At 70.3% G+C, this 21394-nt stretch carries 26 protein-coding genes; 13 read left to right on the top strand and 13 right to left on the bottom strand.

All coding sequences use genetic code 11. From position 1 onward, the window contains the following. Positions 1 to 12: 12 nt before the first annotated feature. Together ACXVUM_RS05800 and ACXVUM_RS05795 are read right to left on the bottom strand one after the other, a co-directional pair. On the bottom strand, positions 13 to 213 hold the full coding sequence (locus ACXVUM_RS05800) for a DUF2613 domain-containing protein (RefSeq protein ID WP_458520887.1): 201 nt from the start codon (positions 211 to 213) through the stop codon (positions 13 to 15). 28 nt (positions 214 to 241) lie between these two features. Further along, a complete protein-coding gene (locus tag ACXVUM_RS05795; protein ID WP_458520886.1) occupies positions 242 to 748 on the bottom strand; it encodes a universal stress protein in 507 nt (168 codons plus the stop codon). A gap of 92 nt (positions 749 to 840) precedes the next feature. Here ACXVUM_RS05795 and ACXVUM_RS05790 point away from each other — a divergent pair, with 92 nt between their 5' ends. After that, positions 841 to 2034, top strand: coding sequence for a glycoside hydrolase family 3 N-terminal domain-containing protein (locus ACXVUM_RS05790; RefSeq protein WP_458520885.1), 1194 nt, complete (start codon positions 841 to 843; stop codon positions 2032 to 2034). Between the two features lie 146 nt (positions 2035 to 2180). On the opposite strand, the gene ACXVUM_RS05785 is transcribed toward ACXVUM_RS05790, so the two are convergent. Then, positions 2181 to 2372, bottom strand: coding sequence for a hypothetical protein (locus ACXVUM_RS05785; RefSeq protein WP_458520884.1), 192 nt, complete (start codon positions 2370 to 2372; stop codon positions 2181 to 2183). Between the two features lie 106 nt (positions 2373 to 2478). Here ACXVUM_RS05785 and ACXVUM_RS05780 point away from each other — a divergent pair, with 106 nt between their 5' ends. Both ACXVUM_RS05780 and ACXVUM_RS05775 read left to right on the top strand, forming a co-directional pair. Then, entirely contained in the window at positions 2479 to 3081 is a 603-nt protein-coding gene (locus ACXVUM_RS05780; RefSeq protein ID WP_458520883.1) for a TetR/AcrR family transcriptional regulator, read from the top strand. Between the two features lie 97 nt (positions 3082 to 3178). Further along, the gene (locus ACXVUM_RS05775) at positions 3179 to 3796 is read left to right on the top strand and encodes a TetR/AcrR family transcriptional regulator (RefSeq protein ID WP_458520882.1); all 618 of its coding nucleotides are present in this window, start codon (positions 3179 to 3181) and stop codon (positions 3794 to 3796) included. Between the two features lie 17 nt (positions 3797 to 3813). On the opposite strand, the gene ACXVUM_RS05770 is transcribed toward ACXVUM_RS05775, so the two are convergent. Next, positions 3814 to 4629, bottom strand: coding sequence for an SDR family oxidoreductase (locus tag ACXVUM_RS05770; protein ID WP_458520881.1), 816 nt, complete (start codon positions 4627 to 4629; stop codon positions 3814 to 3816). Between the two features lie 4 nt (positions 4630 to 4633). Then, positions 4634 to 6733 (bottom strand): MMPL family transporter, encoded by a 2100-nt coding sequence (locus ACXVUM_RS05765; RefSeq protein WP_458520880.1) that lies wholly within the window; start codon positions 6731 to 6733, stop codon positions 4634 to 4636. A gap of 98 nt (positions 6734 to 6831) precedes the next feature. On the opposite strand from ACXVUM_RS05765, the gene ACXVUM_RS05760 reads away from it, so the two are divergent. Further along, positions 6832 to 7272 (top strand): MarR family winged helix-turn-helix transcriptional regulator, encoded by a 441-nt coding sequence (locus tag ACXVUM_RS05760; protein WP_458522793.1) that lies wholly within the window; start codon positions 6832 to 6834, stop codon positions 7270 to 7272. 4 nt (positions 7273 to 7276) lie between these two features. On the opposite strand, the gene ACXVUM_RS05755 is transcribed toward ACXVUM_RS05760, so the two are convergent. The 4 genes from ACXVUM_RS05755 to ACXVUM_RS05740 form a co-directional block, all read right to left on the bottom strand. Continuing rightward, complete coding sequence (locus ACXVUM_RS05755; RefSeq protein ID WP_458520879.1) at positions 7277 to 7681, bottom strand: VOC family protein; 405 nt, start codon at positions 7679 to 7681, stop codon at positions 7277 to 7279. Positions 7682 to 7691: 10 nt separating this feature from the next. Next, positions 7692 to 8069: a helix-turn-helix transcriptional regulator gene (locus tag ACXVUM_RS05750; RefSeq protein ID WP_458522792.1), complete on the bottom strand. Its 378-nt coding sequence runs from the start codon at positions 8067 to 8069 to the stop codon at positions 7692 to 7694. A 47-nt stretch (positions 8070 to 8116) separates the two neighbouring features. Then, entirely contained in the window at positions 8117 to 9022 is a 906-nt protein-coding gene (locus ACXVUM_RS05745) for a glycosyltransferase family 2 protein (RefSeq protein WP_458520878.1), read from the bottom strand. Positions 9023 to 9118: 96 nt separating this feature from the next. Continuing rightward, entirely contained in the window at positions 9119 to 9628 is a 510-nt protein-coding gene (locus ACXVUM_RS05740) for a CsbD family protein (RefSeq protein WP_458520877.1), read from the bottom strand. Positions 9629 to 9845: 217 nt separating this feature from the next. Between ACXVUM_RS05740 and ACXVUM_RS05735 the strand changes: the two genes are divergently transcribed. Then, a complete protein-coding gene (locus ACXVUM_RS05735; RefSeq protein ID WP_458520876.1) occupies positions 9846 to 11072 on the top strand; it encodes a polysaccharide pyruvyl transferase family protein in 1227 nt (408 codons plus the stop codon). A 93-nt stretch (positions 11073 to 11165) separates the two neighbouring features. Here ACXVUM_RS05735 and ACXVUM_RS05730 read toward each other — a convergent pair whose 3' ends face one another. Continuing rightward, positions 11166 to 12044: a MaoC family dehydratase gene (locus ACXVUM_RS05730; RefSeq protein ID WP_458520875.1), complete on the bottom strand. Its 879-nt coding sequence runs from the start codon at positions 12042 to 12044 to the stop codon at positions 11166 to 11168. 1 nt (position 12045) lies between these two features. Further along, on the bottom strand, positions 12046 to 13404 hold the full coding sequence (locus tag ACXVUM_RS05725) for a 3-oxoacyl-ACP reductase (protein WP_458520874.1): 1359 nt from the start codon (positions 13402 to 13404) through the stop codon (positions 12046 to 12048). Between the two features lie 142 nt (positions 13405 to 13546). On the opposite strand from ACXVUM_RS05725, the gene ACXVUM_RS05720 reads away from it, so the two are divergent. The 6 genes from ACXVUM_RS05720 (at position 13547) to sigJ (ending at position 18077) form a co-directional block, all read left to right on the top strand. Beyond that, on the top strand, positions 13547 to 14911 hold the full coding sequence (locus tag ACXVUM_RS05720) for an acetyl-CoA C-acetyltransferase (RefSeq protein WP_458520873.1): 1365 nt from the start codon (positions 13547 to 13549) through the stop codon (positions 14909 to 14911). A gap of 203 nt (positions 14912 to 15114) precedes the next feature. Beyond that, complete coding sequence (locus tag ACXVUM_RS05715) at positions 15115 to 15993, top strand: siderophore-interacting protein (protein WP_458520872.1); 879 nt, start codon at positions 15115 to 15117, stop codon at positions 15991 to 15993. 28 nt (positions 15994 to 16021) lie between these two features. After that, positions 16022 to 16162, top strand: coding sequence for a hypothetical protein (locus ACXVUM_RS05710; RefSeq protein ID WP_458520871.1), 141 nt, complete (start codon positions 16022 to 16024; stop codon positions 16160 to 16162). A gap of 42 nt (positions 16163 to 16204) precedes the next feature. Next, the gene (locus tag ACXVUM_RS05705; RefSeq protein WP_458522791.1) at positions 16205 to 16384 is read left to right on the top strand and encodes a TraR/DksA family transcriptional regulator; all 180 of its coding nucleotides are present in this window, start codon (positions 16205 to 16207) and stop codon (positions 16382 to 16384) included. 83 nt (positions 16385 to 16467) lie between these two features. After that, positions 16468 to 17208, top strand: a complete 741-nt coding sequence (locus ACXVUM_RS05700; RefSeq protein WP_458520870.1) for an SDR family oxidoreductase — start codon at positions 16468 to 16470, stop codon at positions 17206 to 17208. Continuing rightward, positions 17184 to 18077 (top strand): RNA polymerase sigma factor SigJ, encoded by an 894-nt coding sequence (sigJ, locus tag ACXVUM_RS05695; RefSeq protein WP_458520869.1) that lies wholly within the window; start codon positions 17184 to 17186, stop codon positions 18075 to 18077. Before ACXVUM_RS05700 ends, sigJ begins: the two co-directional genes overlap by 25 nt. Before the next feature lie 7 nt (positions 18078 to 18084). On the opposite strand, the gene ACXVUM_RS05690 is transcribed toward sigJ, so the two are convergent. Together ACXVUM_RS05690 and ACXVUM_RS05685 are read right to left on the bottom strand one after the other, a co-directional pair. Then, positions 18085 to 19557, bottom strand: a complete 1473-nt coding sequence (locus tag ACXVUM_RS05690) for an MFS transporter (protein ID WP_458520868.1) — start codon at positions 19555 to 19557, stop codon at positions 18085 to 18087. After that, entirely contained in the window at positions 19550 to 20191 is a 642-nt protein-coding gene (locus ACXVUM_RS05685) for a TetR/AcrR family transcriptional regulator (RefSeq protein WP_458520867.1), read from the bottom strand. The genes ACXVUM_RS05690 and ACXVUM_RS05685 overlap by 8 nt, the downstream gene beginning before the upstream one ends. 392 nt (positions 20192 to 20583) lie before the next feature. Here ACXVUM_RS05685 and ACXVUM_RS05680 point away from each other — a divergent pair, with 392 nt between their 5' ends. Then, positions 20584 to 20955, top strand: a complete 372-nt coding sequence (locus ACXVUM_RS05680; protein WP_458520866.1) for a PLD nuclease N-terminal domain-containing protein — start codon at positions 20584 to 20586, stop codon at positions 20953 to 20955. Between the two features lie 68 nt (positions 20956 to 21023). Beyond that, positions 21024 to 21389 carry an ABC transporter permease gene (locus tag ACXVUM_RS05675; protein WP_458520865.1) on the top strand — a complete coding sequence of 122 codons (366 nt, stop codon included), beginning with the start codon at positions 21024 to 21026 and terminating at the stop codon, positions 21387 to 21389. Positions 21390 to 21394 lie beyond the last annotated feature (5 nt).

The raw sequence follows: 21394 nt of genomic DNA, 5'->3' as shown, positions 1-21394 counted from the left end.
AGGTGGCAGAGGTCAGTTCCGCACTCCGGCGCTGTCGCGGGTGCCGTAGTCGACGGAACCCTTCACGAAGCCGTTGTCCGCGTTGAAGCTGTTGACCGATGTCGACGGCGTGTCACTCGAGGCGAGGAAGCCGCCGAGGAAGACGACCGCGATGGCGACGATGACGCCCATGATCCCGGCGACGGCTCCGGCGATGAGGCGGTTGTCGGTCATGCGGTCAAGCTACCATCCGCCCCTGCGCTCACCGGCTCTCGTCGGCCGCGCAACTCGCCGGTACCACCAGCACCGGACGGCTGCAGTGACGCAGCACGGCCTCGGCGACGCTGCTGTGCAGCAGGGCCCGCAGACCCGACGCCCCGCGGGTGCCGGTGACGAGGACGTCGGCCTCGAGTTCGTCGGCGGCGTCGACCAGGGCACCCCACACCGTCCCGGACACCTCGGCCAGGTGGCCGACGGCGTCGAGGCCGCCGGCACGGGCCCGCGCGACGCCGGTGTCCACGATGTGCTGGGCCTCCTCGCGCAGCAGGTCGTCGACCTCGGTGTCGACACCGGCTGCGAACAGGGGCTGCATGCCCGCGGCGCTGGAGAGCCGCGCCGACTGATGTGTCCCCGTCTCCCACGCCGTGACGACGGCCGCGCGCTTCCCGGCGAGGAACCGGGCGGCGTGGTCGATCGCGCGATCGGCGTTCTCCGACCCGTCGTAGGCGATCATGACCAGGTCCGTGGTGGCGTTGCCGTTGGTGTTCATCGCAGGACTCCTCTCGACGGCCCCGTGTCCCAGGGTAGTCCGGTTCGCCCTGTTCGGAGGGTCACGACGGGATGCGTGCGAGACTGCTCGGCATGTCCTGGGATCGACGTCGACACCGCTGGGGATTCGCCGCGCTCGCGCTGGTCGCCGTCACGACGACCGCGTGTTCGACGGCGCAACCCGCAGGGGCCGAGGGGTCGTCGACCCCCACGAGTGCGCCGACGTCCTCGACGTCGACCGCATCGCTCGCAGCCTCTCCGGTCGCGACCACCCGGTGCGCGTCGACCATCGGGGGAATGAGCCTGCGCGACAAGCTCGCGTCGCTGCTGGTCGTCGGGGTGACCGGGCCCTCGGACGCGCTACGCGTCGTGCGTGATGAGCACGTCGGGGGCATCTTCCTGCAGAGCAGCACCGATCCGTCCATCTACGAGAACGGGCGACTCCGGTCGATCGCGCGGTCCGGCCCACGGCCGGTGCTGGTCTCGATCGACCAGGAGGGTGGCCGCGTCTCGCGCTTGGCCGACCTCGGCATCGACAGCCCGTCGGCGCGGGAACTGGCGCGCACCTCCACACCGGCGCAGGTACGGGCGATCGCCCGGCGCACGGGGGAGGGGATGAAGCGGCTGGGCATCACGGTCGACCTCGCGCCCGACGCGGACGTCAGCGATCAGCCCGACGACACGGTGATCGGTGACCGGTCGTTCTCCGACGACCCGGCGACGGTCGCCACCTACGCGGGGGCGTTCGCCGACGGTCTGCGGGACGCCGGGATCATGCCGGTGTTCAAGCACTTCCCCGGTCACGGGCACGGATCCGGTGACTCGCACACCGGCACGGTCCGCACGCCGCCCCTGTCACAACTGCGCACCGACGACCTCGTCCCGTACCGGACGTTGCTGCCGGGGCCCGCGGGTCCGCCGGCGACCGGGGTGATGGTCGGGCACCTGATCGTGCCCGGGCTGACGGGAGACGAACTGCCCGCGAGCATCTCGCCGGCCGCGATGCGGATGCTGCGGACGGGTGTCGGCTACGGCGGGAAGCCGTTCGACGGGCCGATCTTCACCGACGACCTCAGCGGGATGGCCGCGATCTCGGCGCGCTACGGCATCACCGAGGCGGTGGTCCGGGCGATCGAGGCGGGTGCCGACCTGGCGTTGTGGCTGACGACGTCGCCGGTGCCGGCTGTGCTGGACGCGCTGACGACGGCGGTACGGAGCGGCCGACTCACGACGGCTCGCGTCGACCAGTCCGTCGACCGCGTGCTGCGCGCGACCGGCGCGTGCTGAGGATCGGTGATGCTCGACCCCCACGAGAAGTGTGTGGTCCGCGTGGAATGGTCACGGCCGCTGGCCGTGTGCTCCACGCGGGCACTACGCGATGTGCAGTCCTCGGACTGTCCGACGAACGGAATACCCCACGTAAAAACCGTTCGTCAGTCGCGCAGTGCCCGCGTGTCAGCGGACGCGAGGTCGATCGGCAGAGGCCAGTCGACCTGCATTCCCGTGACGTCGGGATCCCCCCCCGGGTCCCGAAGTCGCGAGATGACGAGGAGCGTGATCGCACTGATGGTGGTCAACACCGCGATGGTCACGATGATCAACACCCACAGCACAGCCTCACCCATCGGACTCCCCCATCCGACCGAAGGCGCAGCGCCCCCCGAGACAGGTGACCCCCTGCGCTGCTACCCTCGTCCTCATGCCACGTTACGTTACAGTCTGTAATGTTTGATGGTCAATACCGGTAGGCCGAGAGATTCTTCGATCGACGACGCCATCCTCGACGAGGCGGCGCGGATGGTCGTGGAGAACGGATACGGCGCCACCACCATCGACGCGGTCGCTCGGGCCGCGGGCACCACCCGCCCCGCCGTCTACCGGCGGTACGCCTCGCTCGCACAGATCGTCTCCGCGGCCGTCAGTTCGCGACTGGTGTTCGCTCCGACCCTGGACTCCGGGGATCTGCCCACCGATCTGCGTCGCATCCAGCAGGCGCAGGTGGCCTTCTTCACCGACCCGCTCGTGGTCAAGGCTCTCCCCGGTCTCATCGAGGAGAGTTCTCGTAACGACGCCCTCCGCAGCCGACTCCTCGACGACGTCATGGGACCGCGTCGGGCGGCGGTCGCCACCGCCCTGGACCAGGCCTCCGGCCGGGGGGAGATCGAGGTCGGGCAGAACGTCGAGCAGGTCGCCGACCTGCTCATCGGCCCGTTGATGCTGCGGACGCTGCTGCCCGCGCTCGGCGCCGTCGACGAGGGGATCGTCGCCGCGACCGTCGCCGCCGCGCTGCACGCGGTGCATCACAGCGGCGCCGGCCTCGCCTCCGCCGACTGATCGACGACGCGCGGACCCGGCTAACTTACCGCCTGGTAAGTTGTAGGTCGGCCCGGTCACGCCGGGTGGGGCGAGCACGGAGAGGCAGGTGGACGCCATGCCGGGAGGTACGAAGCGACTGCCTCGCGCGGTCCGGGAACAGCAGATGCTCGACGCGGCGGTGAAAGTATTCGCGGAAAAGGGTTTTCGCGAGACCTCGATGGACGCGATCGCCGCGGCGGCCGACATCAGCAAGCCGATGCTGTACCTCTACCACGGATCCAAGGACGAACTCTTCGCCGCATGTCTCAACCGTGAGGGCGCCCGGTTCATCGAGGCGATGACCACCGGGTTCGATCCTCGTCTGCGGCAGCGCGACCAGGCCCGGACCGTCATCTACGAGTTCCTGCGCTTCGTCGACGCCAACCGCGACTCGTGGCGCGTCCTCTACCGCGTGGCGACCGGGCAGGCGGCGTTCGCCGGTCTCGTCGACGCCAGTCGCGCGCGTCTCATCGAGATGATCGCCGACCTGCTGCGCCGCGGGACGACCGTCGAACGGGCGACCGACCGCGAGTTCGAGTTGATGGCCGTCGCGTTGGTCGGTGCGGGCGAGGCGGTCGCCGATCGGATCTCCGAGGGCGACATCGATCTCGACACCGCCGCCGACCTGATGGTGCAGATGGGGTGGCACGGTCTCGCCGGCGGGAAGCGCATCGACGAACACGCCTTCGACTGACGCCGCGCCGCGACCCCTCAGAGGTCGGGCAGTCCCAGCTCCATGTTGGGTTTGATGATGCCGCCGTCGACCTCGAGGATCTTGCCGGTGGAGTAGGCGCCGGCGTCGGACGCGAGATACACCGCCGCGGCGGCGATCTCGGCCGGATCGCCGATGCGGTGCAACGGTGTGGCGGCCTCGAGCGCGCTCCGCATCCCGTCGTCGCCGGTCACCATCTCCAGCGCCGACGTCGCGATCGACCCCGGGGCGATCGCGTTCACCCGGATCCGCGGCGCGAGATCCTCGGCCGCCAGGCGGGTGTAGTGGGCGAGAGCGGCTTTCGCCGTCCCGTACGCGACGAACCCGCGCCCGGGCAGCCGGCCCATCGTCGAGGTGATGTTGATGATCGATCCGCCGGAGTCGTTGCGCAGCATCAGGGGTACGGCCGCGCACGTGAGCGCGTGGGCGGTCGCCACGTTGAAGCGGAACGCCTTCTCCAGCGACGACGCCGACGTGTCCAGCAGGGCGTTCGGGAACGTCCCGCCGACGTTGTTCACGACGATGTCGAGCCGACCGAACTCCGACTCGGCGGTGGTGGCGAGTTCCGCCGTCACCTCCGGATCGCTCAGGTCGGCGGCGACCGTGACTGCTCGTCGGCCGACGGACCGGATCTGGTCGGCGACCGAGTCGAGCTGTTCCGCGGTCCGCGAGGAGATGACGACATCGGCCCCGGCCTCGGCGAACGCCACGGCGATGGCCGCGCCGAGCCCACGCCCGGCTCCGGTGACGACCGCGGTGCGTTCGTCGAGCCGGAAACGGTCCAAGATGCTAGAACGTGTTCTCGTTTCGCTCATGGCGTCAGCGTAGCGAGGCGTGCTCCCGCGGGGGAGTGGGCCACCAGATCCGCTCGCCGACGAGGGTGAACAGCGCCGGGACGACGACGGTGCGCACCACGAAGGTGTCGAGCAGGATGCCGAGGCCGACGATGATGCCGAGCTGCGTCAGCGTGATGAGCGGGAGGACGCCCAGGACGGCGAACACCGCCGCGAGGACGATCCCCGCGCTGGTGATGACGCCACCCGTCGCTGCGACCGCCCGTGTCATCGCCTCCGGGACGAGGTGCCGGACGCTCTCCTCGCGCGCTCGGGTGACCAGGAAGATCGTGTAGTCGACGCCGAGGGCCACGAGGAACAGGAACGAGAACAGCACCGTGTTGTTGTCGAGCGCCGGGAACCCGACGAGGTGCACGCCGACGAAGGTGCCCAGCCCGATGGCCGCGACGGTGCTGAGGACCGTGGCCAGCACCAGCAGTACCGGCGCCAGGGCCGATCGCAACAGGACGTACAGCACGATCAGCACCACGGCGAGGATCAGCGGGATCACCAGCACGCGGTCGTCGGCGGCAGCGTTGCGGGTGTCGAGGGCGCGGGCGTCGCTGCCGCCCACCAGTGCGTCGGCGCCGGAGATGTCGGCCAGCCGGTCGCGCATCGTCTCGACCGAGTCGAACGCCCCGTCGGACGCGGGTGCCGACGTGAGCACGACGCTCCACCGTGAGTACCCGTCCGGTGAGGTGCCGGTCGGGGTCACCGACTCGACGCCGGGCGTCTCACGCAGGGTCGTCTCGACGGCTCCCGCAGCGGAGGTCCGCGCGACGACGGTGCTCGGGTCGGACTGTCCCGCGGGGAAGTGCTCGTCGAGGACGTCGAAGCCGGTGACGGAGTCGGCGGTCACGCGGAACTGCTCGGTCTGGCTCAACCCGATCGAGGTGCCGAGGACGCCCAGCGCACACACGGCGAGGACGACGACCGCGGCGGACACCGATCTCGTCGGATGGGCGACGACGGCCGCGGCGACGCGATGCCACGCTCCGGTGGAGTGCAGGTCGGCGTCGTCGTCGGTCAGCGACTCGTCGACCCGGGGGACGAACGGCCAGAACAGCTTCCGACCGAACAGGCTGAGCGCCGGCGGTAGGACGAACAGCGCGAACACCATGGCGAACAGCAGCCCGACCGCCGCTGCCGCGCCCAGACTGCGCGTGCTCGGCAGCGCCGCGACAAGCAGGGTGAGCAGTGCGAGAACCACGGTGACGTTGCTGGCGAGGACTGCGGGACCGGCTCGTCGGACTGCGGCGCGTAGGGCGTCGCGGTGATCGGTGTGCCGGCGGAGCTCCTCGCGATATCGGGAGATGATCAGCAGCGCGTAGTTCGTGCCGGCACCGAACACGAGCACGCTGGTGATGCCCGACGTCGACCCGTCGAAGGCGAGGCCCGTCGCATCGGACAGTGCTGTCCCCGCCGAGGATGCGACACGGTCCGCGACGGCCACCACGACCAGGGGGACCAACCACAGGACGGGCGACCGGTAGGTCGCGATCAGCAGGAGCGCGACCACGAGTGCGGTCACCGCGAGCAGGGTGACGTTCGCGCCGGAGAACGAGTTCGCGATGTCGGCTGCGAACGCCGGGCCGCCGGTCACGTGGGCCGACAGGTCGGGCGGGAGGCCGCGGTCGGCGGCGCTGCGCAGTGCGTCGACGGTGTCGCGAAGGGTGAAGCCGCTGATCTCCGACGACACCGGGACGGTCGCGATGGCGGCCTTGCCGTCGGGTGACACCACCAGGGGTGGGCCGGACGCGTCGGCCTGCGTCGCGCGATCGGTGGCGAGCATCCGCTCGCGGGCCGCCGTGACGGCGGTGCGGTCCGCCGAGGTGAGGACGGCCCCGTCGACACGGTCGACGACGAGGATGGCCGACGCGACCTGAGCGTCGGGGAAGGCCGCGAGGTAGGAGTCGATGCGGGCCGACTGCGCGTCGTCCGGCAGCGAGTTCGGGGAGTCGTCGCCGGAGGAGTTGCTGCCGATCGCGCCCATCGCGCCCAGTCCGACGACCAGGACGACGAGCCCGACGATCCAGGAGCGGCGTCCGGTGACGAGTGCCGAGAAGCGATCCCATGCGGCGGCCATGAGGACAACTCTCTCAAGAACTGAACCATTCAGCAACTGAGATTTCTGGCGGGTCGACGTACGCTCTCGACGTGGACAGGGCGGAACTGGAGTCGGCGATGGCCTCCGACATGCGCGCGCTGTCGGCGGCGTCGGAACAGATCGGTCGGATGTTCGCCTCGCGGCACGACCTGTCGGCCAACGACTTCCAGGCACTGCTGCGCATCATGGTCGCCGACGTCGACGGGGACCCGCTCACCGTCGGTCGCCTGGGTGCGTCGTTGGGGATGTCGTCGGCCGCGATGACCTACCTGGTGGAGCGGATGATCGCCTCCGGTCACATCCGTCGCGAAGCACATCCGACCGACCGTCGGCGCGTCATCCTGCGCTACGACGACCACGGCATGGAGGTCGCGCGGGAGTTCTTCGGGCCCCTCGGTGCTCTCACCCGGACCGCCCTCGCCGACATCGACGATGCCGACCTGGCGACAGCGCACCGCGTCTTCACCGTGCTGATCGACGCGATCCGCGGCTACGGGGCCGACCTCGCCGAGGGGTGATCCCTCAGGACGTCGCGGTGACCCGCACCGTCGTCCCGGAGGGGTCCCGGAACGCGCAGTCACGCGGGCCCCACGGCTGGTCCATGGGCTCTTGGAGCACCTCCGCGCCCGAGGCGGCGACCCTCTCGAAGAGACCGTCGAGATCGTCGGTGGCGAAACCGATCATCGGCAGGGAGCCCTTCGCGAGCAGGTCCTCCATCGCGCCGGCGTCCTCCGGTCCGCGACCCGACGCCGGCGTCGACAGAACCACCGCGACACCAGGCTGTGAGTCCGAGGCGACGGTGACCCACCGTCCGCCGCCGGCCGCGACGTCGTTGAGGACCGTGAGCCCCAGCGCGTCGCGGTAGAAGGCCAGGGCGTCGTCGACGTCGTGCACGGTGAGATGGGTGAAGGCGAGGGTGAGCGTCATGTCGGAGAAGCTACGGAAGCCGGTGGCCGGATCCTTCTCCGAATCTGCTCGGACCAGGACGACATGCCACACGGGCCAGGCAGCTGGGCATCGCGGTCACCGCCGAGTGGTCCTGCGCGCGGTACGCACTCGGTGTCTCCCCGGTGATCGCATGGAATCGGCTGCTGAAGGACCCGAGCGACGTGCAGCCGACCGCCATGCAGGTGTCGGTCACGCTCCAGCCGGCGCGCAGCAGCGCCATGGCTCGCTCGATGCGCCGCGACATCAGGTAGCTGTAGGGAGTCTCGCCGTACGCCGCGACGAAGCGACGAGAGAAGTGCGCCGGCGACATGAACGCGTGGGCGGCGACGGTCGGGACGTCGAGCGGCTGCGCGTACTCGCGATCCATCAGGTCACGCGCACGACGCAGATGCGTCAGCGTCCGTACATCGTCACTCACGAGGTTCCGTACCACCCGTCGAGGCGCTTGCCGAGGCCGGATGCGGTGATCGTCAGCGAGATCCGCTCGGCGATCGCGAATCCGCGTGCCGCAGCGGACACCTGACGGATCACGAGTCGTGCCCCCGCGACCTGCTCCACCGTCGCGCCCGGACCACAGAGCGCGGGGTAGGCGTCGACCTGGAGGCCGAGGATCTCCCGGCAGAGCTCGCGGTGGACCGCCGCGGTCGGCTGATCGGCGCGCAAGGCGGACTTCCACTCCTCCTGGGCGGACATCTGCGTCGGTGATCTGCGGTAGAGGATCCCCGGCGCAGCATGCCGCCGCATGCGGACGCCCGCGAGAGCGAGACGCATGAAGAGGTTCCAGTCCTCCGACGGGACAGCGTGGTACCCGCCGACGTCGAGCAGCGTGCTGCGTCGCGCGGCGAGGCCGGACTGGATGAACGGGCAGTTGAGGAGCAGCTCGTGGACGACCGATCGCGGATCGGCCGCGAGCAGGGGCACGGGTTCGATGGCGAACCGGGACGGCCCGTAGAACCACGCGCCGGTGACCACGACGTCGGCATCGCCGCGGGCGAGCGCCCGCATCTGTCGCCTGATGCGCCCGGGAAGGGAGATGTCGTCGGCGTCGATCCGTGCCACCCATCGCGTCTGCGACTGCTGCAGAAGCTGATTCGCGGCGCCGTGGACTCCGAGTGGTGCGCCGGTGTTGGTGAGCACGCCGACGCGGCGGTCGCGACGCGCCTCGGCGCGGAGGACGTCGGCGGTGCCGTCGGTGCTGGCGTCGTCGAGAACGAGGATGCGGCCGTCGTCGGGCAGTGATCGTGCGGTGGACCTGATGGCGGTCGCGACGGTGTCCACCGCGTTGTGGGCCGGGATCGTGACCGTCACCGAGTCGCTCATCGGCTGCGACCCTACGAGGCGGCGGGGCCGCTCGCATGACAACCGTGGCCGGTCACCCACGGATGTGGATGACCGGCCACGAGAGGTCTGCGGGTGTCAGCGTCGACGGGCGACGACGATCGCGATCACGGCGACGAGGGCTGCGACGACCGCGCCGATGACGGCGGGGTTCTGTGCGGCCTTCTGCACGTCGCGCGAGTCCATGTTCTCGACGGTGCCCCGGATCTGGGAGACCGTCTGCTGGGCCTCCTGCTTGGCGCCCTCGGCGACGTCCTTGGCCTGGGCCTTCGCGTCGGCAGCGGCGCCCTTCGTGGTGTCTGCGACCTCTTTCGCCTGCTCGGAGACCGAGCTCGCGGCCTCCTTGGCCTTGTCGGCGACATCCCCTGCGGCGTCGGCTGCCTTGTCCGCAGCCTGCTTGGTCTCGGCCTTGGCCTTGTCGGCCGAGCCCTCCGCCTTCAGCTGCGAATCGCCGGTGGCCTCACCGGCTGCCTTCTTCGCGGACCCGCCTGCCTGCTGGGCCTTGTCCTTGGCGGTGTCCGCAGCGTCCGAGGCGGCGTCCGTCGCCTTGTCCACCAGGTTCTCGGCCTTGTCGGCAGCGTCTGCCATGGCGTGCTCCTCTCGCCTCGAGGCGAGTGACTCTCACCTCTGTGTCGTGTGTGTAGTCGCAACGGATGGGAGGCTTGCACGGTTTCCGGTCGGTGACCTGTGTCACGTCCGAGTCGCCCGATTCCGATCGCCGACCCGGCCGGCCGCTAGCGTGTTCTCACGATGAGGGTCCTGTACCCGTTCCGGCGCTGCCCATCGCACCGTGAGGAGGTGGCAGATGGCATTCCTCCGCTCGTTGTTGCCCGGCGCCCGGCGATCCGAGCCACCCGTTCCGTCCGATCCGCCGCTGGTGTATCTCATCGCCCCGGCCGGGGTTCCCAACTTCGGCGACGAGGTGATCGCACGCACATGGATCCGTCACGTCGCCGCGCGTCATCCTGACGCCGAGATCGTCCTCGACTGCCACACACCCGGCAGCGCCTCGGTGCTCCTGCACCGCGAGCATCCTCGCCTGATGGTGGTGGACACCGTCTGGCGTCTCGCGGCCGCGCTGCACCACGCGCCCGTCGAGGACGCCGTCGATCACATGCACGCGGCGATCGTGGACCCCGGGCTCGAGCCCCACCTGGCGAGCGGTGTCCGACTGCTGCATCGGGCGAGCGTGATCCACGTGCTGGGAGGCGGATACGTCAACGCGTTGTGGCCGCACAACCTGCTGGTGGTCCAGGCCGCCCGGTCCGCGGCGCGCGTCGGTGGTGCCCGGGTCGCGGTCACCGGTCAGGGGGTGATGCCGGTACCCCCGTCGCCGTCCCCATGGACCGACGTGCTCGCCGCCGTCGTCGACGACGTGGACGTGGTCGACGCCCGGGACGAACTGTCTGCGCAGGTACTGCGCCGGTCGGGAGGGCAGGTGTCGGTCAGCGGTGACGACGTCTGGCTGACACAGGGCCAACCGGGCAGGGTGTACTCGCCCGACGACGAGGCAGCCCGGCGACGGTGGATGTTCGTGGTCCAGTCCGACCTCGTCGCGGACGTCGGTGCGTCCGATGAACTGGCTTCCGCCCGCATCGACGAAGCACTGCGGGACCTCGTCGACAGATGGGGGATCCGCGGCGACGACTGCGCGTTCGTCGAGGGCATCCCGCGAACCGATCGACACGCCTACGAGCGCCTCTCGGACGCCCTCCCCGGCGCGTTGTTCGTGCCGTTCGAGGAGCTGTGGAACGGAGGGTTGCCGGCACGGCCGGGTCAGGTGTGGATCTCGTCGCGATTCCACTTCCACCTGCTCGCCGCGGCTACCGGAGCGTCAGGGGTGTACCTGCCCGGGCGGGGTGACTACTACCCCGTGAAACACGAGTCACTGGTCGCCGCGGGATCTCGGTGGGTGAGCCTGGACGACGCCGGCGCGCAACCGCCGTCCGCACCGGGCTTCGAGCACCACGCCGTCGCCGATCGACTCGCGGCCAAGACCGCCGTCGCCGACGCGATCTACGGCGGGCTGTGACACCTGCCCGCGCGCGCGACAGACGACGCCGGCCGCCCTGCTCGCACGTCGGGCGTGGAGCGGAGCGGCCGGTGTCGGTCGGTCGTCGACGGGTCAGGCGCCGCGAAGTGTGCCCGTCAGATGCGGATACCCCTTCGTGCGGTTGAGGACCGAGACGTCCCACCCGTTCTCGACGGCGTCGACGTAGGCGTTCACCGTCGCCGGCAGCAGGATCGGCTTGCCGAACTTGGCGACGTAGGTGACGTCGTCGGGCAGGTGCGGCTCGACGTTCGCCAGAGCCGCTGCCGCCGTCCACATCCCGTGGGCGATCGCCCGCGGGAACCCGAACGCCTTGGCCGTCAGGTTCGCCATGTGGATGGGGTTTCGGTCCCCGCTCGCCGCGGCATAACCGCGGATCCGGCCGAGGTCGACCCGGAGGGCCGCGTCGGGCGCGGGCGGGCGGTGGTCCTTCGGCGGAGTCGATCTCGGTCCGCCCGACAGGCTCGTCCGCTGCTGCTTGAGCAACGTCGCGGTCTGCTCGGTGACGAGCTCGGTGCCGACCCGGATCTCGCTGACGATGTCGACGAGGATCCCCTTGCGATGCTCCCGCAGGTTCTCCGGATGCGTCGCGATGGAGAGCGGCTCACCGAGCTCGATCGGCCGCACCCGGTGGATCCGGTTCTCCAGGTGCACCGAGCCGACGGCCCCGAACGGGAACGCCCGAGCGACCATCGTCTGCATCATCAGCGGGAACTGCGCCACGAACGGGAACGTGATCGGCAGGTACCGACCGAACTGCATCCCCGTGGCCAGGCAGTACGCGCGGACCTGCTCGGCGTCCGGCCGCAGGTTCGACACGGTGTAGGTGGTGTCGGGCAGCTGCGCATCGGCCGAGACCGAACCGGCCTTGCCGACACCGGGGAGCATCCCGATCACCGCGCTGCGGTAGACGTCGGTGGTCGCGGGCAGCGACTTCAGTGCGACGGTCGCCACCTCAGGCCCCCAGCATTGCCTGGCCGCAGACACGGACCACGTTGCCGGTGACCGCGGACGACGCCGGGTTGGCGAAGTACGCGACGGTCTCGGCGACGTCGACGGTCTGCCCGCCCTGCTGCAGCGTGCTCAGCAGTCGGCCGCCCTCGCGGGTGGCGAGCGGGATGGCCGCGGTCATCTGGGTCTCGATGAAACCGGGCGCCACCGCGTTGATGGTGATGCCCTTCTCGCCCAGGATCGGGGCGTAGGTGTCGACGAGACCGATGACGCCGGCCTTCGAGGCGCCGTAGTTCGTCTGGCCGCGGTTGCCCGCGATGCCGGCGATCGACGAGACGTCGATCACGGCGCCGCCGGTGTTGAGGGCGTCGGCCGCGACCAGGTCCTCGACCAGCTTCTGCGGCGCGATCAGGTTCACGGCGATGACCGAGTTCCACCGGCCGGCATCCATGTTCGCGAGCAGCTTGTCGCGGGTGATGCCGGCGTTGTTGACGATGATGTCGAGCCCGCCGTGGCGCTCCTTGACGTGCTCGGCGAGCTTGGTGCCGGCGTCTGCGGCGGTCACGTCGATGGGGAATGCGGTGCCGTTGACCTTGTTCGCGGTCGTCGACAGCGCCTCGCCGGCGGCCGGGATGTCGGCGACGATCACGTGGGCGCCGTCGCGGGCCAGCACCTCGGCGATGGTGGCGCCGATGCCGCGGGCCGCGCCGGTCACGACGGCGACCTTGCCCTCCAGCGGCTTGTCCCAGTCGGCGGGAGCGGTGGCGTCACCCGAGCCGACGCGGATGACCTGCGCGTCGACGAAGGCCGACTTCGCCGACAGCACGAAGCGGACCGTCGACTCCAGACCGGCGAGACCGGTGGGGGCGTCGGGCGCGACGTAGACGAGCTGTGCGGTGGCGCCGCGCTGCGCCTCCTTGGCCAGCGAGCGGGTGAACCCCTCGAGCGCGCGCTGCGCGACGTGCTCGCTCGGGTCCTTCACGAGCTCCGGGGTGGTGCCGATGACGAGGAAGCGGGCACACGGCGCGACCGACCGCATGATCGGGTTGAAGAACTCGAAGAGCTGCTCGAGCTCCGCGGGCTCGGTGATGCCGGTGGCGTCGAAGACGATGCCGCCGAGCTTGTCGGCGCCGCGACCGGAGGTGTTGTTGGAGATCAGCTCGTAGTCCTCGGTCGAGAGGATCTCGCGCAGCGGTTCGACGAGGCGACCCTTGCCGCCCAGCAGCACGGGGCCCGGCAGCGGCGGCTCGGACGGCTTGTAGCGCCGCAGGGTCGGCGGGACGGGCAGACCGGCCTGCTTGGCGATGAACGAGCCGGGCAGCGAGTGGACGAACTGCGAGTACAGGCCTGGGTTGGCTGACACGTGCGTTGCTCCTTTACCGGGTGTGACCCGCACCGGTGTGATCGCGCGTGGCACCGCGTGCGGGGCGTGCGAGGTTCGACAAGTAACTTACTCGCGAGTAAGAATACTCCAAAGGTCCGAACGACTCCCGGGGAGATCCGCAGTGGCAACCACATCCAACGCCCGCTCCACGACAGGCGCATCCAAGTCGCGCTCCACGTCGGCGAAGTCCTCTGCGAAGAGGACGCCGTCGAAGGAGCTCCGCCCGGTCGCGATCGTCGGCGGCAACCGAATCCCGTTCGCGCGCCAGGACAAGTCCTATGCGACGGCCAGCAACCAGGACATGTTCACTGCGGCGCTCGACGGCCTCGTCAGCCGCTTCAGCCTGCAGGACGAGCGCCTCGGTCTCGTCGCCGGCGGCGCGGTGCTGAAGCACTCGCGTGACTTCAACCTCATCCGTGAGTCCGTCCTCGGGTCGGCGCTCTCGCCGTACACCCCCGCCATCGACATCCAGCACGCCTGTGGCACGGGTCTGTCGGCGGTGTCGCTCGTCGCCGACGGCATCGCCACCGGCAAGTTCGAGGCCGGCATCGGCGGCGGCGTCGACACCACCTCCGACGCCCCGATCGGTGTCTCCGAGCCGCTGCGCCGGGCACTCCTCGAGGTCAACCGCGCGAAGAGCACCGTCGACCGTGTCCGTGGCGTCCTCGCGCTGCTGCCCAAGCTCGGCATCGACATCCCGAAGAACGGCGAGCCCCGCACCGGCATGTCGATGGGTGAGCACGCCGCCATCACCGCCAAGGAGTTCGGGATCTCCCGCGCCGACCAGGACGCCTTGGCCGCCGCGAGCCACCAGAACATGGCGAAGGCCTACGACGAGGGCTTCTTCGACGACCTGATCACGCCGTTCCTCGGCCTGACCCGCGACGAGAACCTCCGTCCGGACAGCTCGGCGGAGAAGCTGGCGAAGCTCAAGCCGGTCTTCGGCGTGGGCCTCGGCGACGCGACCATGACCGCCGGCAACTCGACCCCGCTCACCGACGGGGCCTCCACCGTCCTGCTCGCCAGCGACGAGTGGGCCGCTGAGAAGAAGCTCCCCGTCCTCGCGCACCTCGTCGACGTCGAGACCGCCGCGGTCGACTACGTCAACGGCCCCGACGGCCTGCTGATGGCGCCGACCTACGCCATCCCGCGGCTGCTCGAGCGCAACGGCCTGACGCTGCAGGACTTCGACTACTACGAGATCCACGAGGCGTTCGCGTCGGTCGTGCTGTGCACGCTCGCCGCCTTCGAGTCCGAGGACTACTGCAAGGGCCGCCTCGGCCTCGACGGTGCGCTCGGTTCGATCGACCGCAGCAAGCTGAACGTGAAGGGGTCGTCGCTCGCGGCCGGTCACCCGTTCGCCGCGACCGGCGGCCGCATCGTCGCGCAGACCGCGAAGCTCCTCCACGAGAACGGCGGGGGCCGCGCGCTGGTGTCGATCTGCGCCGCCGGCGGCCAGGGCGTCACCGCGATCATCGAGGGCTGAGTCCCACCGGCCCCGTCGGCGCAGGTCACAGCCCCGGAAAAATGTTTCGGACCGTTGTGTAACGCGCCGGCGGGCGTCGGCGATATCCCAGATGGCTCCGGCCGAACTGCCAGACCCCCGACCCGGCAGTTCGGCCGGAGTTCTTCGTCTCCGGGGTCTCCCCGACTCGACCCCCGTAGTTTCTTAGGGTAGCCTTCCCTGCCATGGGAACCGTGTTCGGTGCTGTCGTGGCCGTGACCGACCTGTCGCCGAGGCTGCGTCGCCTCGTGTTCGACGTCCCGAAGCTCGAGGAGTTGCGTCTGCCCGACAAGGGCGACGACGCGGTCGGGATCTATCTCCCGGACGAGCCGCACACACCGCCCCGGGCGATGGAGGACCGTGACGGCGTCATGGCCTACCACGACCCGGCGACGACGCCCGTGGGGCGGAACTACACGATCCGTCGCCGTGGCCCCGGCCCGCGGCAGATCACCGTCGATTTCGTCCTGCACGATCGTGGCCCCGCGACGACCTTCGCCCGTGACGTGCACATCGGCGACCAGGTGGTCCTGGCACACGCCCGGAGTTGGTACGAGCCCGGCCCGGCCACCGACTGGCAGCTGCTCGTCGGCGACCTCGCGGGACTCCCCGCCCTCGCGCGCATCGTCGAGGAGCTGCCCTCGGGGGCGCGGGCGACGGCCATCGTCGAGGTGCTGCACCCGTCGGACCTCGACTGCATTCCGCGCCGTGACGACGTCGAGGTGATCCCGGTCGTCGGGTCGGGGAACGGACGCAGCCCCAGCACACTCCCCGCCCGTGTCCGGGAGTTCGAGCACCCCGCAGGAACCGGCTACTGCTGGTTCGCCGGCGAGTGCGGCGCCACCCGCGAGGTCCGCAAGTTCCTGCGCGCCGAGCGTGGCTTCACCGCGGCACAGTTCGACATCGTGGGCTACTGGCGGCAGGACTCCGAGGAGTGGGACGCCCGGTTCGCCGACGTCGCCGACGACCTCGTCTCGGTCTACACGGCGGCTCTCGCGGAGGGGAAGGGCGACAAGATCGCCCGCGAGGAGTACGACCTCGCCCTCGAACGCGCCGGCCTCTGACGACGGAGGCGCGCAGTACGGTGCGCGCATGGACCCCGAGATCGTCCGCGGGCTGCTCGGTGCCGAGCGTGCCGAGGCAATCACACTCATCGAGTCCATGCGCGCGCGGTTGGCCGCCGTCGTCGACGCCGCGGTGGACGACCACGCCGACGACGAACACGACCCCTAGGGGTCGACCCTCGCGTTCGAGCGGGGGCAGCTCGTCTCCCAGATCGAGCGGTCGTCGGAACGCATCACCGAGGTCGACGCGGCCCTCGCCCGTCTCGACGACGGGACCTACGGACGGTGCCTGCGCTGTGGGGGCGACATCTCCGAGGTGAGGCTCGAGGCCCTCCCGGCGACCGCCGTCTGCATCACGTGCGCGGCCCGGCGCCACCGATCCCGATGGTGAGCTCTCGCGCCGATGTCACACTTCGGGTGACCTGTCTCGTCCTCTCTGTGTAGATGGACGTGCGCGACGAGATGAGGTACGAGATGCGGATCGCGGTAGCCGGTGGGACCGGTCTGATCGGACGGATGGTGTGCGACGCCGTCGCCGCCGCGGGCGACGAGGCGGTGGTCCTCGCGCGCTCGGTCGGGGTCGACGTCGTCACCGGCGACGGTCTCGACGCGGCGCTGGTCGGCGTCGACGCAGTGATCGACGTGACCAACGTGACGACGCTCAAGCGGTCGGAATCCGTCGGGTTCTTCGAGGCCGCGACGACGAATCTGCTCGCCGCAGAGGAACGTGCGGGTGTGGGCCACCACGTCCTGCTGTCGATCGTCGGCGTCGACCGCGTCGAGTGGGGGTACTACGCGGGCAAGGTGCGCCAGGAGGAGTTGTGCGCGGCCACGCCGGTGCCGACGACCGTGCTGCGCGCAACGCAGTTCCACGAGTTCGCCGATCAGATGCTGTCCCGCGGAGGGCCGGTCGCGCTGGTGCCGAAGATGCTGAGCCGACCTGTCGCGGCACGGGAGGTCGCGACCGAGCTGGTCCGGTTGGCGCGCGGGCAGGCGCAGGGTCTCGCGCCGGAGATGGCAGGCCCGGAGGATCTCGAGATGCCCGACATGGTACGGCGACTGCTCCGATCCCGTGGTCGCCGAACACCGGTGCTCGGGATCCGGCTGCCCGGCGCGGCCGGTCGGGGCATGGCCCACGGCGGTCTGCTCCCGGAGCACGACGGTCCGCGCGGTCGGGAGACGTTCGCGCAGTGGCTGACCGCCGCGCAGCCGTGACCGACCGGCAGGACGAACTCGCAGCGGCGTATCACGCCGTGCGGCCCCGACTGATCCGCATCGCCTACGCGATCCTCGGCACCCACGCCGAGGCGGAGGACGTCGTCGCCGACTGCTGGCTGCGGCTGGTCGACGCCGACGGTCGCGCCACCGTCGACGATGTCGAGGCGTGGTCCACGGTCGTCGTGTCGCGTGCAGCCCTGGACACGTTGCGGTCGGCCCGTCGCCGTCGCGAGGAGTACGTGGGGCCGTGGCTGCCCGAGCCCGTGGTCGCGCCCGTCGACGACCCCGCCGACCGGGTGACCCTGGACGACCAGGTCAGCTACGCGCTGCTGGTCGTCCTCGAGACGCTCAGCCCCGCCGAGCGCACGGTCTGGGTCCTGCACGACCTCTTCGGGATGCCGTTCGCCGAGGTCGCCGAGACCGTGGGACGTACGCCGGCCGCGGTGCGGCAGCTCGCGTCCCGCGCCCGATCGCACGTCGCGGCCGGCGCGCCGCGGGTGGCGGTGACCGCTGACCAGCACGACTCGGCGGTCCGCGGGTTCCTGTCCGCGGCGCTCGGCGGGGACATGGCCGCATGCCTCGCCGCGCTCGATCCCGATGTGGTGTTGACCAGCGACGGCGGTGGGGTGGTCAGCGCCGCGCGGCGGCCGATCGTCGGGGCGGACAAGGTCGCACGCTTCCTCTTCGGGATTTTGGCGACGCGGGTCGCCGCGGCCGAGCTGACACCGATCACGGTGAACGGCAGGCTCGCTGTCGCCGCGGTTCGCGACGGCCGGGTGGACAGCGTCATCTCGCTGACCCTCGACGGGGACCGCATCACCCGCGTCGACATCGTGCGGGCACCCGACAAACTGCCCGCCCCGTGACCCGTGGTCACTCCGTCAGCGCCGGCTCCGCGGTCGGGGCCGAGGCGGCGTCGACCTTGTTCACACGGATGAGTGCCAACGATGCGACGACGGCCAGTGCGACCACCACGATCGCCGCCTGGAACGCGTGTTGCTGTCCGGCGACGAAGATCTCGGCCTGCCCGGCCGGTGTTCCCGCGGCGGCGCCCAGGTCGGCGCCGCGAGATGCCGCGGCGTGCGCGAAGACGGTCCCGAGGACGGCGAGACCGATGGCACCGCCGACCTGTTGGCCGGTGTTGAGCAGCGCCGAGGCCAGGCCGGTCTCGTGCGGGGCGACGCCGTTGACCGCGGTCATGGTCAGCGGCACGAAACTGCACCCCATGCCCACGCCGAGCAGCAGCAGGCAGCCGAAGAACGGCCAGTAGCTGCTGTCGACGTCGAGTCGGGTGAACGCGACCATCGCGACGAGGGCGAGGATCGGACCGACCGTCAGGAACGGACGGACACCGGTGCGGGGGATGAGCCGCCGGACCACCACGATCGACATGAACATGATCGCCGTCGGCATGGGCAGGAACCCGACGCCGGTCTCCAACGGGCTCCAGCCGTGCACGTTCTGCAGGTACTGGGCCATGAAGTAGAACGTCGTGAACATCGCTGCCGCGAGGAACAGCATGATCAGGTACGACCCCGTGCGGTTGCGGTCGGCGAAGATGTGGAACGGCATCAGCGGGTGGCTCGTACGGTGCTCGACGACGACGAAGGTCACCAGCAGTGCCGCGGCGACCGCCAGGGTGACGACGGTCGTCGTCGACCCCCAGCCGTCGTCGGCGGCCTTGGTGAGACCGTAGACGAGTATCGACATCCCGGCGGTGACCGAGATCGCCCCGGGCAGATCGAGTTTCGTCCCGGATCCCTGCGACTCGGCGAGCACGCGCGGTGCCAGGACGAGCACGAGGACGCCGATCGGTGCGTTGATGAACAGAGCCCACCGCCAGCTGGCGTAGTCGGTCAGCACCCCGCCGAGCAGCAGGCCGAGAGCGCCGCCGGATGCGGCCATGGCCGCGAACACCCCGAACGCACGTGCGCGAGCCTTCACCTCGGTGAACGTGGTGGCGAGCAGTGCGAGTGCGGTGGGCGCGGCGATGGCGCCACCGGCGCCCTGGGCCGCGCGGGCGATGATCAGCATGGCCTCGCTGGTGGCGAATCCGCCCACGAGTGAGGCGCCCGCGAACAGCGCGACGCCGATCATGAACATCTTCCGGCGACCGTAGAGGTCACCGATGCGCCCGCCGAACAGGAGCAGTCCGCCGAACGCGAGTGAGTACGCGGTGACGACCCAGGTGAGGTTGGCGGCCGAGAAGTCCAGATCGGCGCGAATCCTCGGCAGCGCCACGTTGACCACGGTCGCGTCGAGCACGACCATCAGTTGCGCGACGCAGATGACGGCGAGGGCGATGCCGCCGTTGCGGCTCGGGGAGGCGTGTGTCGGTTCAGTCATCGGTGTCTTCCGGGAGTGGGGTGGAGGGGCGCGCGGGGAGTCCGAGCACCGGTCGCAGGACAGTGCTGACGATCTGTTCGGCGTACTCGCGGCCGGCGGGTCGTCCGGTGGTGAGTGCGCGGTGCAACATCAACGACGGCAGCAGGCTCGCCGCCATCGCCACGTCGATGTGGGGATCGAGTTCGCCACGGCCCCGGGCACGTTCGAGGATCTCGCTCAAACGCTCGATACGGGGTTCGGTGAACCGTGTTCGGAATGCCTGGAGCAGATCGGGCTCGCGTGACAGCGCCGAGCACACGCTGGCCATCACCTGCATCAGCCGCTGCGATTGCGGGCTGCAGGACAGAGCCGCCAGCTCCTCGATGTCGCCGTCGAGGGTTCCGGTGTCGATGGTGCCGCCGGCGGGCTTGAGCGTCGCCATCGCGTCGATGACGAGTTCGGCCTTGCCGGTCCATCGGCGATAGACCGTCGCCTTGCCGACGCCTGCTTCGGCGGCGACACCCTCCATGGTCAGACGGTCGTAGCCGGTACGGACGAGGAGCTCGATCGCCGCGTCGGTGATCGCGGCATCACGGCTCGGATCCCGAGGGCGGCCTCGCGGGAGATCTGTCGAGACGGGAGAGGGGGGCGGCACCAGAGGAACCTACCCGAAACGAGACGGACTCGTTTCGTATGTGATGTGGCGCACGGTCGTCGCGCGACGAGCCGGTCCGGTCAGAGCGGGTCGTGAGCCGGATGGACGCGCGGGTGTCCGTCAGCCGCTCCGGTTCCAGGGCACACCCCGTGTAGACGCTCCACTTGTTCGAGAACGCTCCGTCTGCAGGCGGAGCGTTCTCGAACAAGTGGAGCGGGAACCCTGGAGTTGGAGCGGGAACCCTGGAGTTGGAGCGGGAACCCTGGAGCTGGAACTGGAGCGGGTGCGGGCGCCGGTGTCGTCGAATCGACGACAGTGCCCCGACCTGTCGTACGCATGAACAACGACCGGGTTATCCTGTCCGTCGCATTCGTCCGACCGGAGGGGAAGCCATGCCGTTTCTCGGTCTCATCGTCCTGGTGGCGATGATCGCCGCGTTGATCGACATCGTCAGCAGTGACGAGTCGCTGGTCCGCGGTCTGCCGCGCTGGGGGTGGCTTCTGCTGGTGATCGCACTGCCCCTCGTCGGGGCCGTCGTGTGGTTCGCCGCGGGGCGGCCGGTGGCCGGTGCCCCGGGCCGGCTCGGCCGTGACCGCCCGGGTCAGGCGTCGGCCATGGGATTCCCCGAGTACGACCACCCCGGTCGCTTCGTCCCGCAGGATCCCGAGGCCGACGCGGCCTTCCTCCGCCAGGTCCGGGAGCGCGCGGAGGCGCAGCGTCGTCAGGGTGAGCTCGAACGGCGTCGTCGCGAGCAGGAGAACTGATCAGCGGCACCTCGCGCACCTGGCTCGTCGCAGTCCCGTGGGGCGTCCTCGCGCTCGGCGGGATCGCGGTGGTCGGGGCGGCGTCGACCGCCACGATCGGTGCGACGGATCTCGGCTGCTCGAAGACCGGCACTCCAGGACGCGACGGCTTCTCCTGTGCAGACCCGATCACCGATCTCGTCGGCTGGTGGCCGTTCGTGGCGATGGGCCTGCTCCTCGCCGGCCCGCCCGTGATCGCAGCCGTGGCGCGGCGCGTGTGGGTGTCGTGGCTCGTGGTCGTCTGCCTCGTCGCGGTGGGCGTCTGGGGTGTCGGGCACTGGACGGGCGAGTGGTCGACGCTCATCCTCGGGCTGCCCCTCGCGGTACTCGGTGCGGCGGTCGCCGTCGCGCACACGCTCACGAGGCGGATCGGGCGGGCGTCGGCTGCTTGTTAGGGTCA

The sequence above is a fragment of the Williamsia sp. SKLECPSW1 genome, assembly GCF_054332755.1.
This window is presented reverse-complemented; position numbering and strand designations above follow the sequence as displayed.

Coding starts and splice junctions, on each gene's coding strand:
- ACXVUM_RS05745 (WP_458520878.1), bottom strand. CDS start 9,022: ATGAGCGACTCGGTGACGGTCACGATCCCGGCCCACAACGCGGTGGAC.
- ACXVUM_RS05795 (WP_458520886.1), bottom strand. CDS start 748: ATGAACACCAACGGCAACGCCACCACGGACCTGGTCATGATCGCCTAC.
- ACXVUM_RS05735 (WP_458520876.1), top strand. CDS start 9,846: ATGGCATTCCTCCGCTCGTTGTTGCCCGGCGCCCGGCGATCCGAGCCA.
- ACXVUM_RS05680 (WP_458520866.1), top strand. CDS start 20,584: ATGCCGTTTCTCGGTCTCATCGTCCTGGTGGCGATGATCGCCGCGTTG.
- ACXVUM_RS05750 (WP_458522792.1), bottom strand. CDS start 8,069: ATGGATCGCGAGTACGCGCAGCCGCTCGACGTCCCGACCGTCGCCGCC.
- ACXVUM_RS05700 (WP_458520870.1), top strand. CDS start 16,468: ATGCGGATCGCGGTAGCCGGTGGGACCGGTCTGATCGGACGGATGGTG.
- ACXVUM_RS05770 (WP_458520881.1), bottom strand. CDS start 4,629: ATGAGCGAAACGAGAACACGTTCTAGCATCTTGGACCGTTTCCGGCTC.
- ACXVUM_RS05780 (WP_458520883.1), top strand. CDS start 2,479: ATGGTCAATACCGGTAGGCCGAGAGATTCTTCGATCGACGACGCCATC.
- ACXVUM_RS05690 (WP_458520868.1), bottom strand. CDS start 19,557: ATGACTGAACCGACACACGCCTCCCCGAGCCGCAACGGCGGCATCGCC.
- ACXVUM_RS05765 (WP_458520880.1), bottom strand. CDS start 6,733: ATGGCCGCCGCATGGGATCGCTTCTCGGCACTCGTCACCGGACGCCGC.
- ACXVUM_RS05790 (WP_458520885.1), top strand. CDS start 841: ATGTCCTGGGATCGACGTCGACACCGCTGGGGATTCGCCGCGCTCGCG.
- ACXVUM_RS05755 (WP_458520879.1), bottom strand. CDS start 7,681: ATGACGCTCACCCTCGCCTTCACCCATCTCACCGTGCACGACGTCGAC.
- ACXVUM_RS05760 (WP_458522793.1), top strand. CDS start 6,832: ATGGCCTCCGACATGCGCGCGCTGTCGGCGGCGTCGGAACAGATCGGT.
- ACXVUM_RS05715 (WP_458520872.1), top strand. CDS start 15,115: ATGGGAACCGTGTTCGGTGCTGTCGTGGCCGTGACCGACCTGTCGCCG.
- ACXVUM_RS05800 (WP_458520887.1), bottom strand. CDS start 213: ATGACCGACAACCGCCTCATCGCCGGAGCCGTCGCCGGGATCATGGGC.
- ACXVUM_RS05775 (WP_458520882.1), top strand. CDS start 3,179: ATGCCGGGAGGTACGAAGCGACTGCCTCGCGCGGTCCGGGAACAGCAG.
- ACXVUM_RS05710 (WP_458520871.1), top strand. CDS start 16,022: ATGGACCCCGAGATCGTCCGCGGGCTGCTCGGTGCCGAGCGTGCCGAG.
- ACXVUM_RS05785 (WP_458520884.1), bottom strand. CDS start 2,372: ATGGGTGAGGCTGTGCTGTGGGTGTTGATCATCGTGACCATCGCGGTG.
- ACXVUM_RS05740 (WP_458520877.1), bottom strand. CDS start 9,628: ATGGCAGACGCTGCCGACAAGGCCGAGAACCTGGTGGACAAGGCGACG.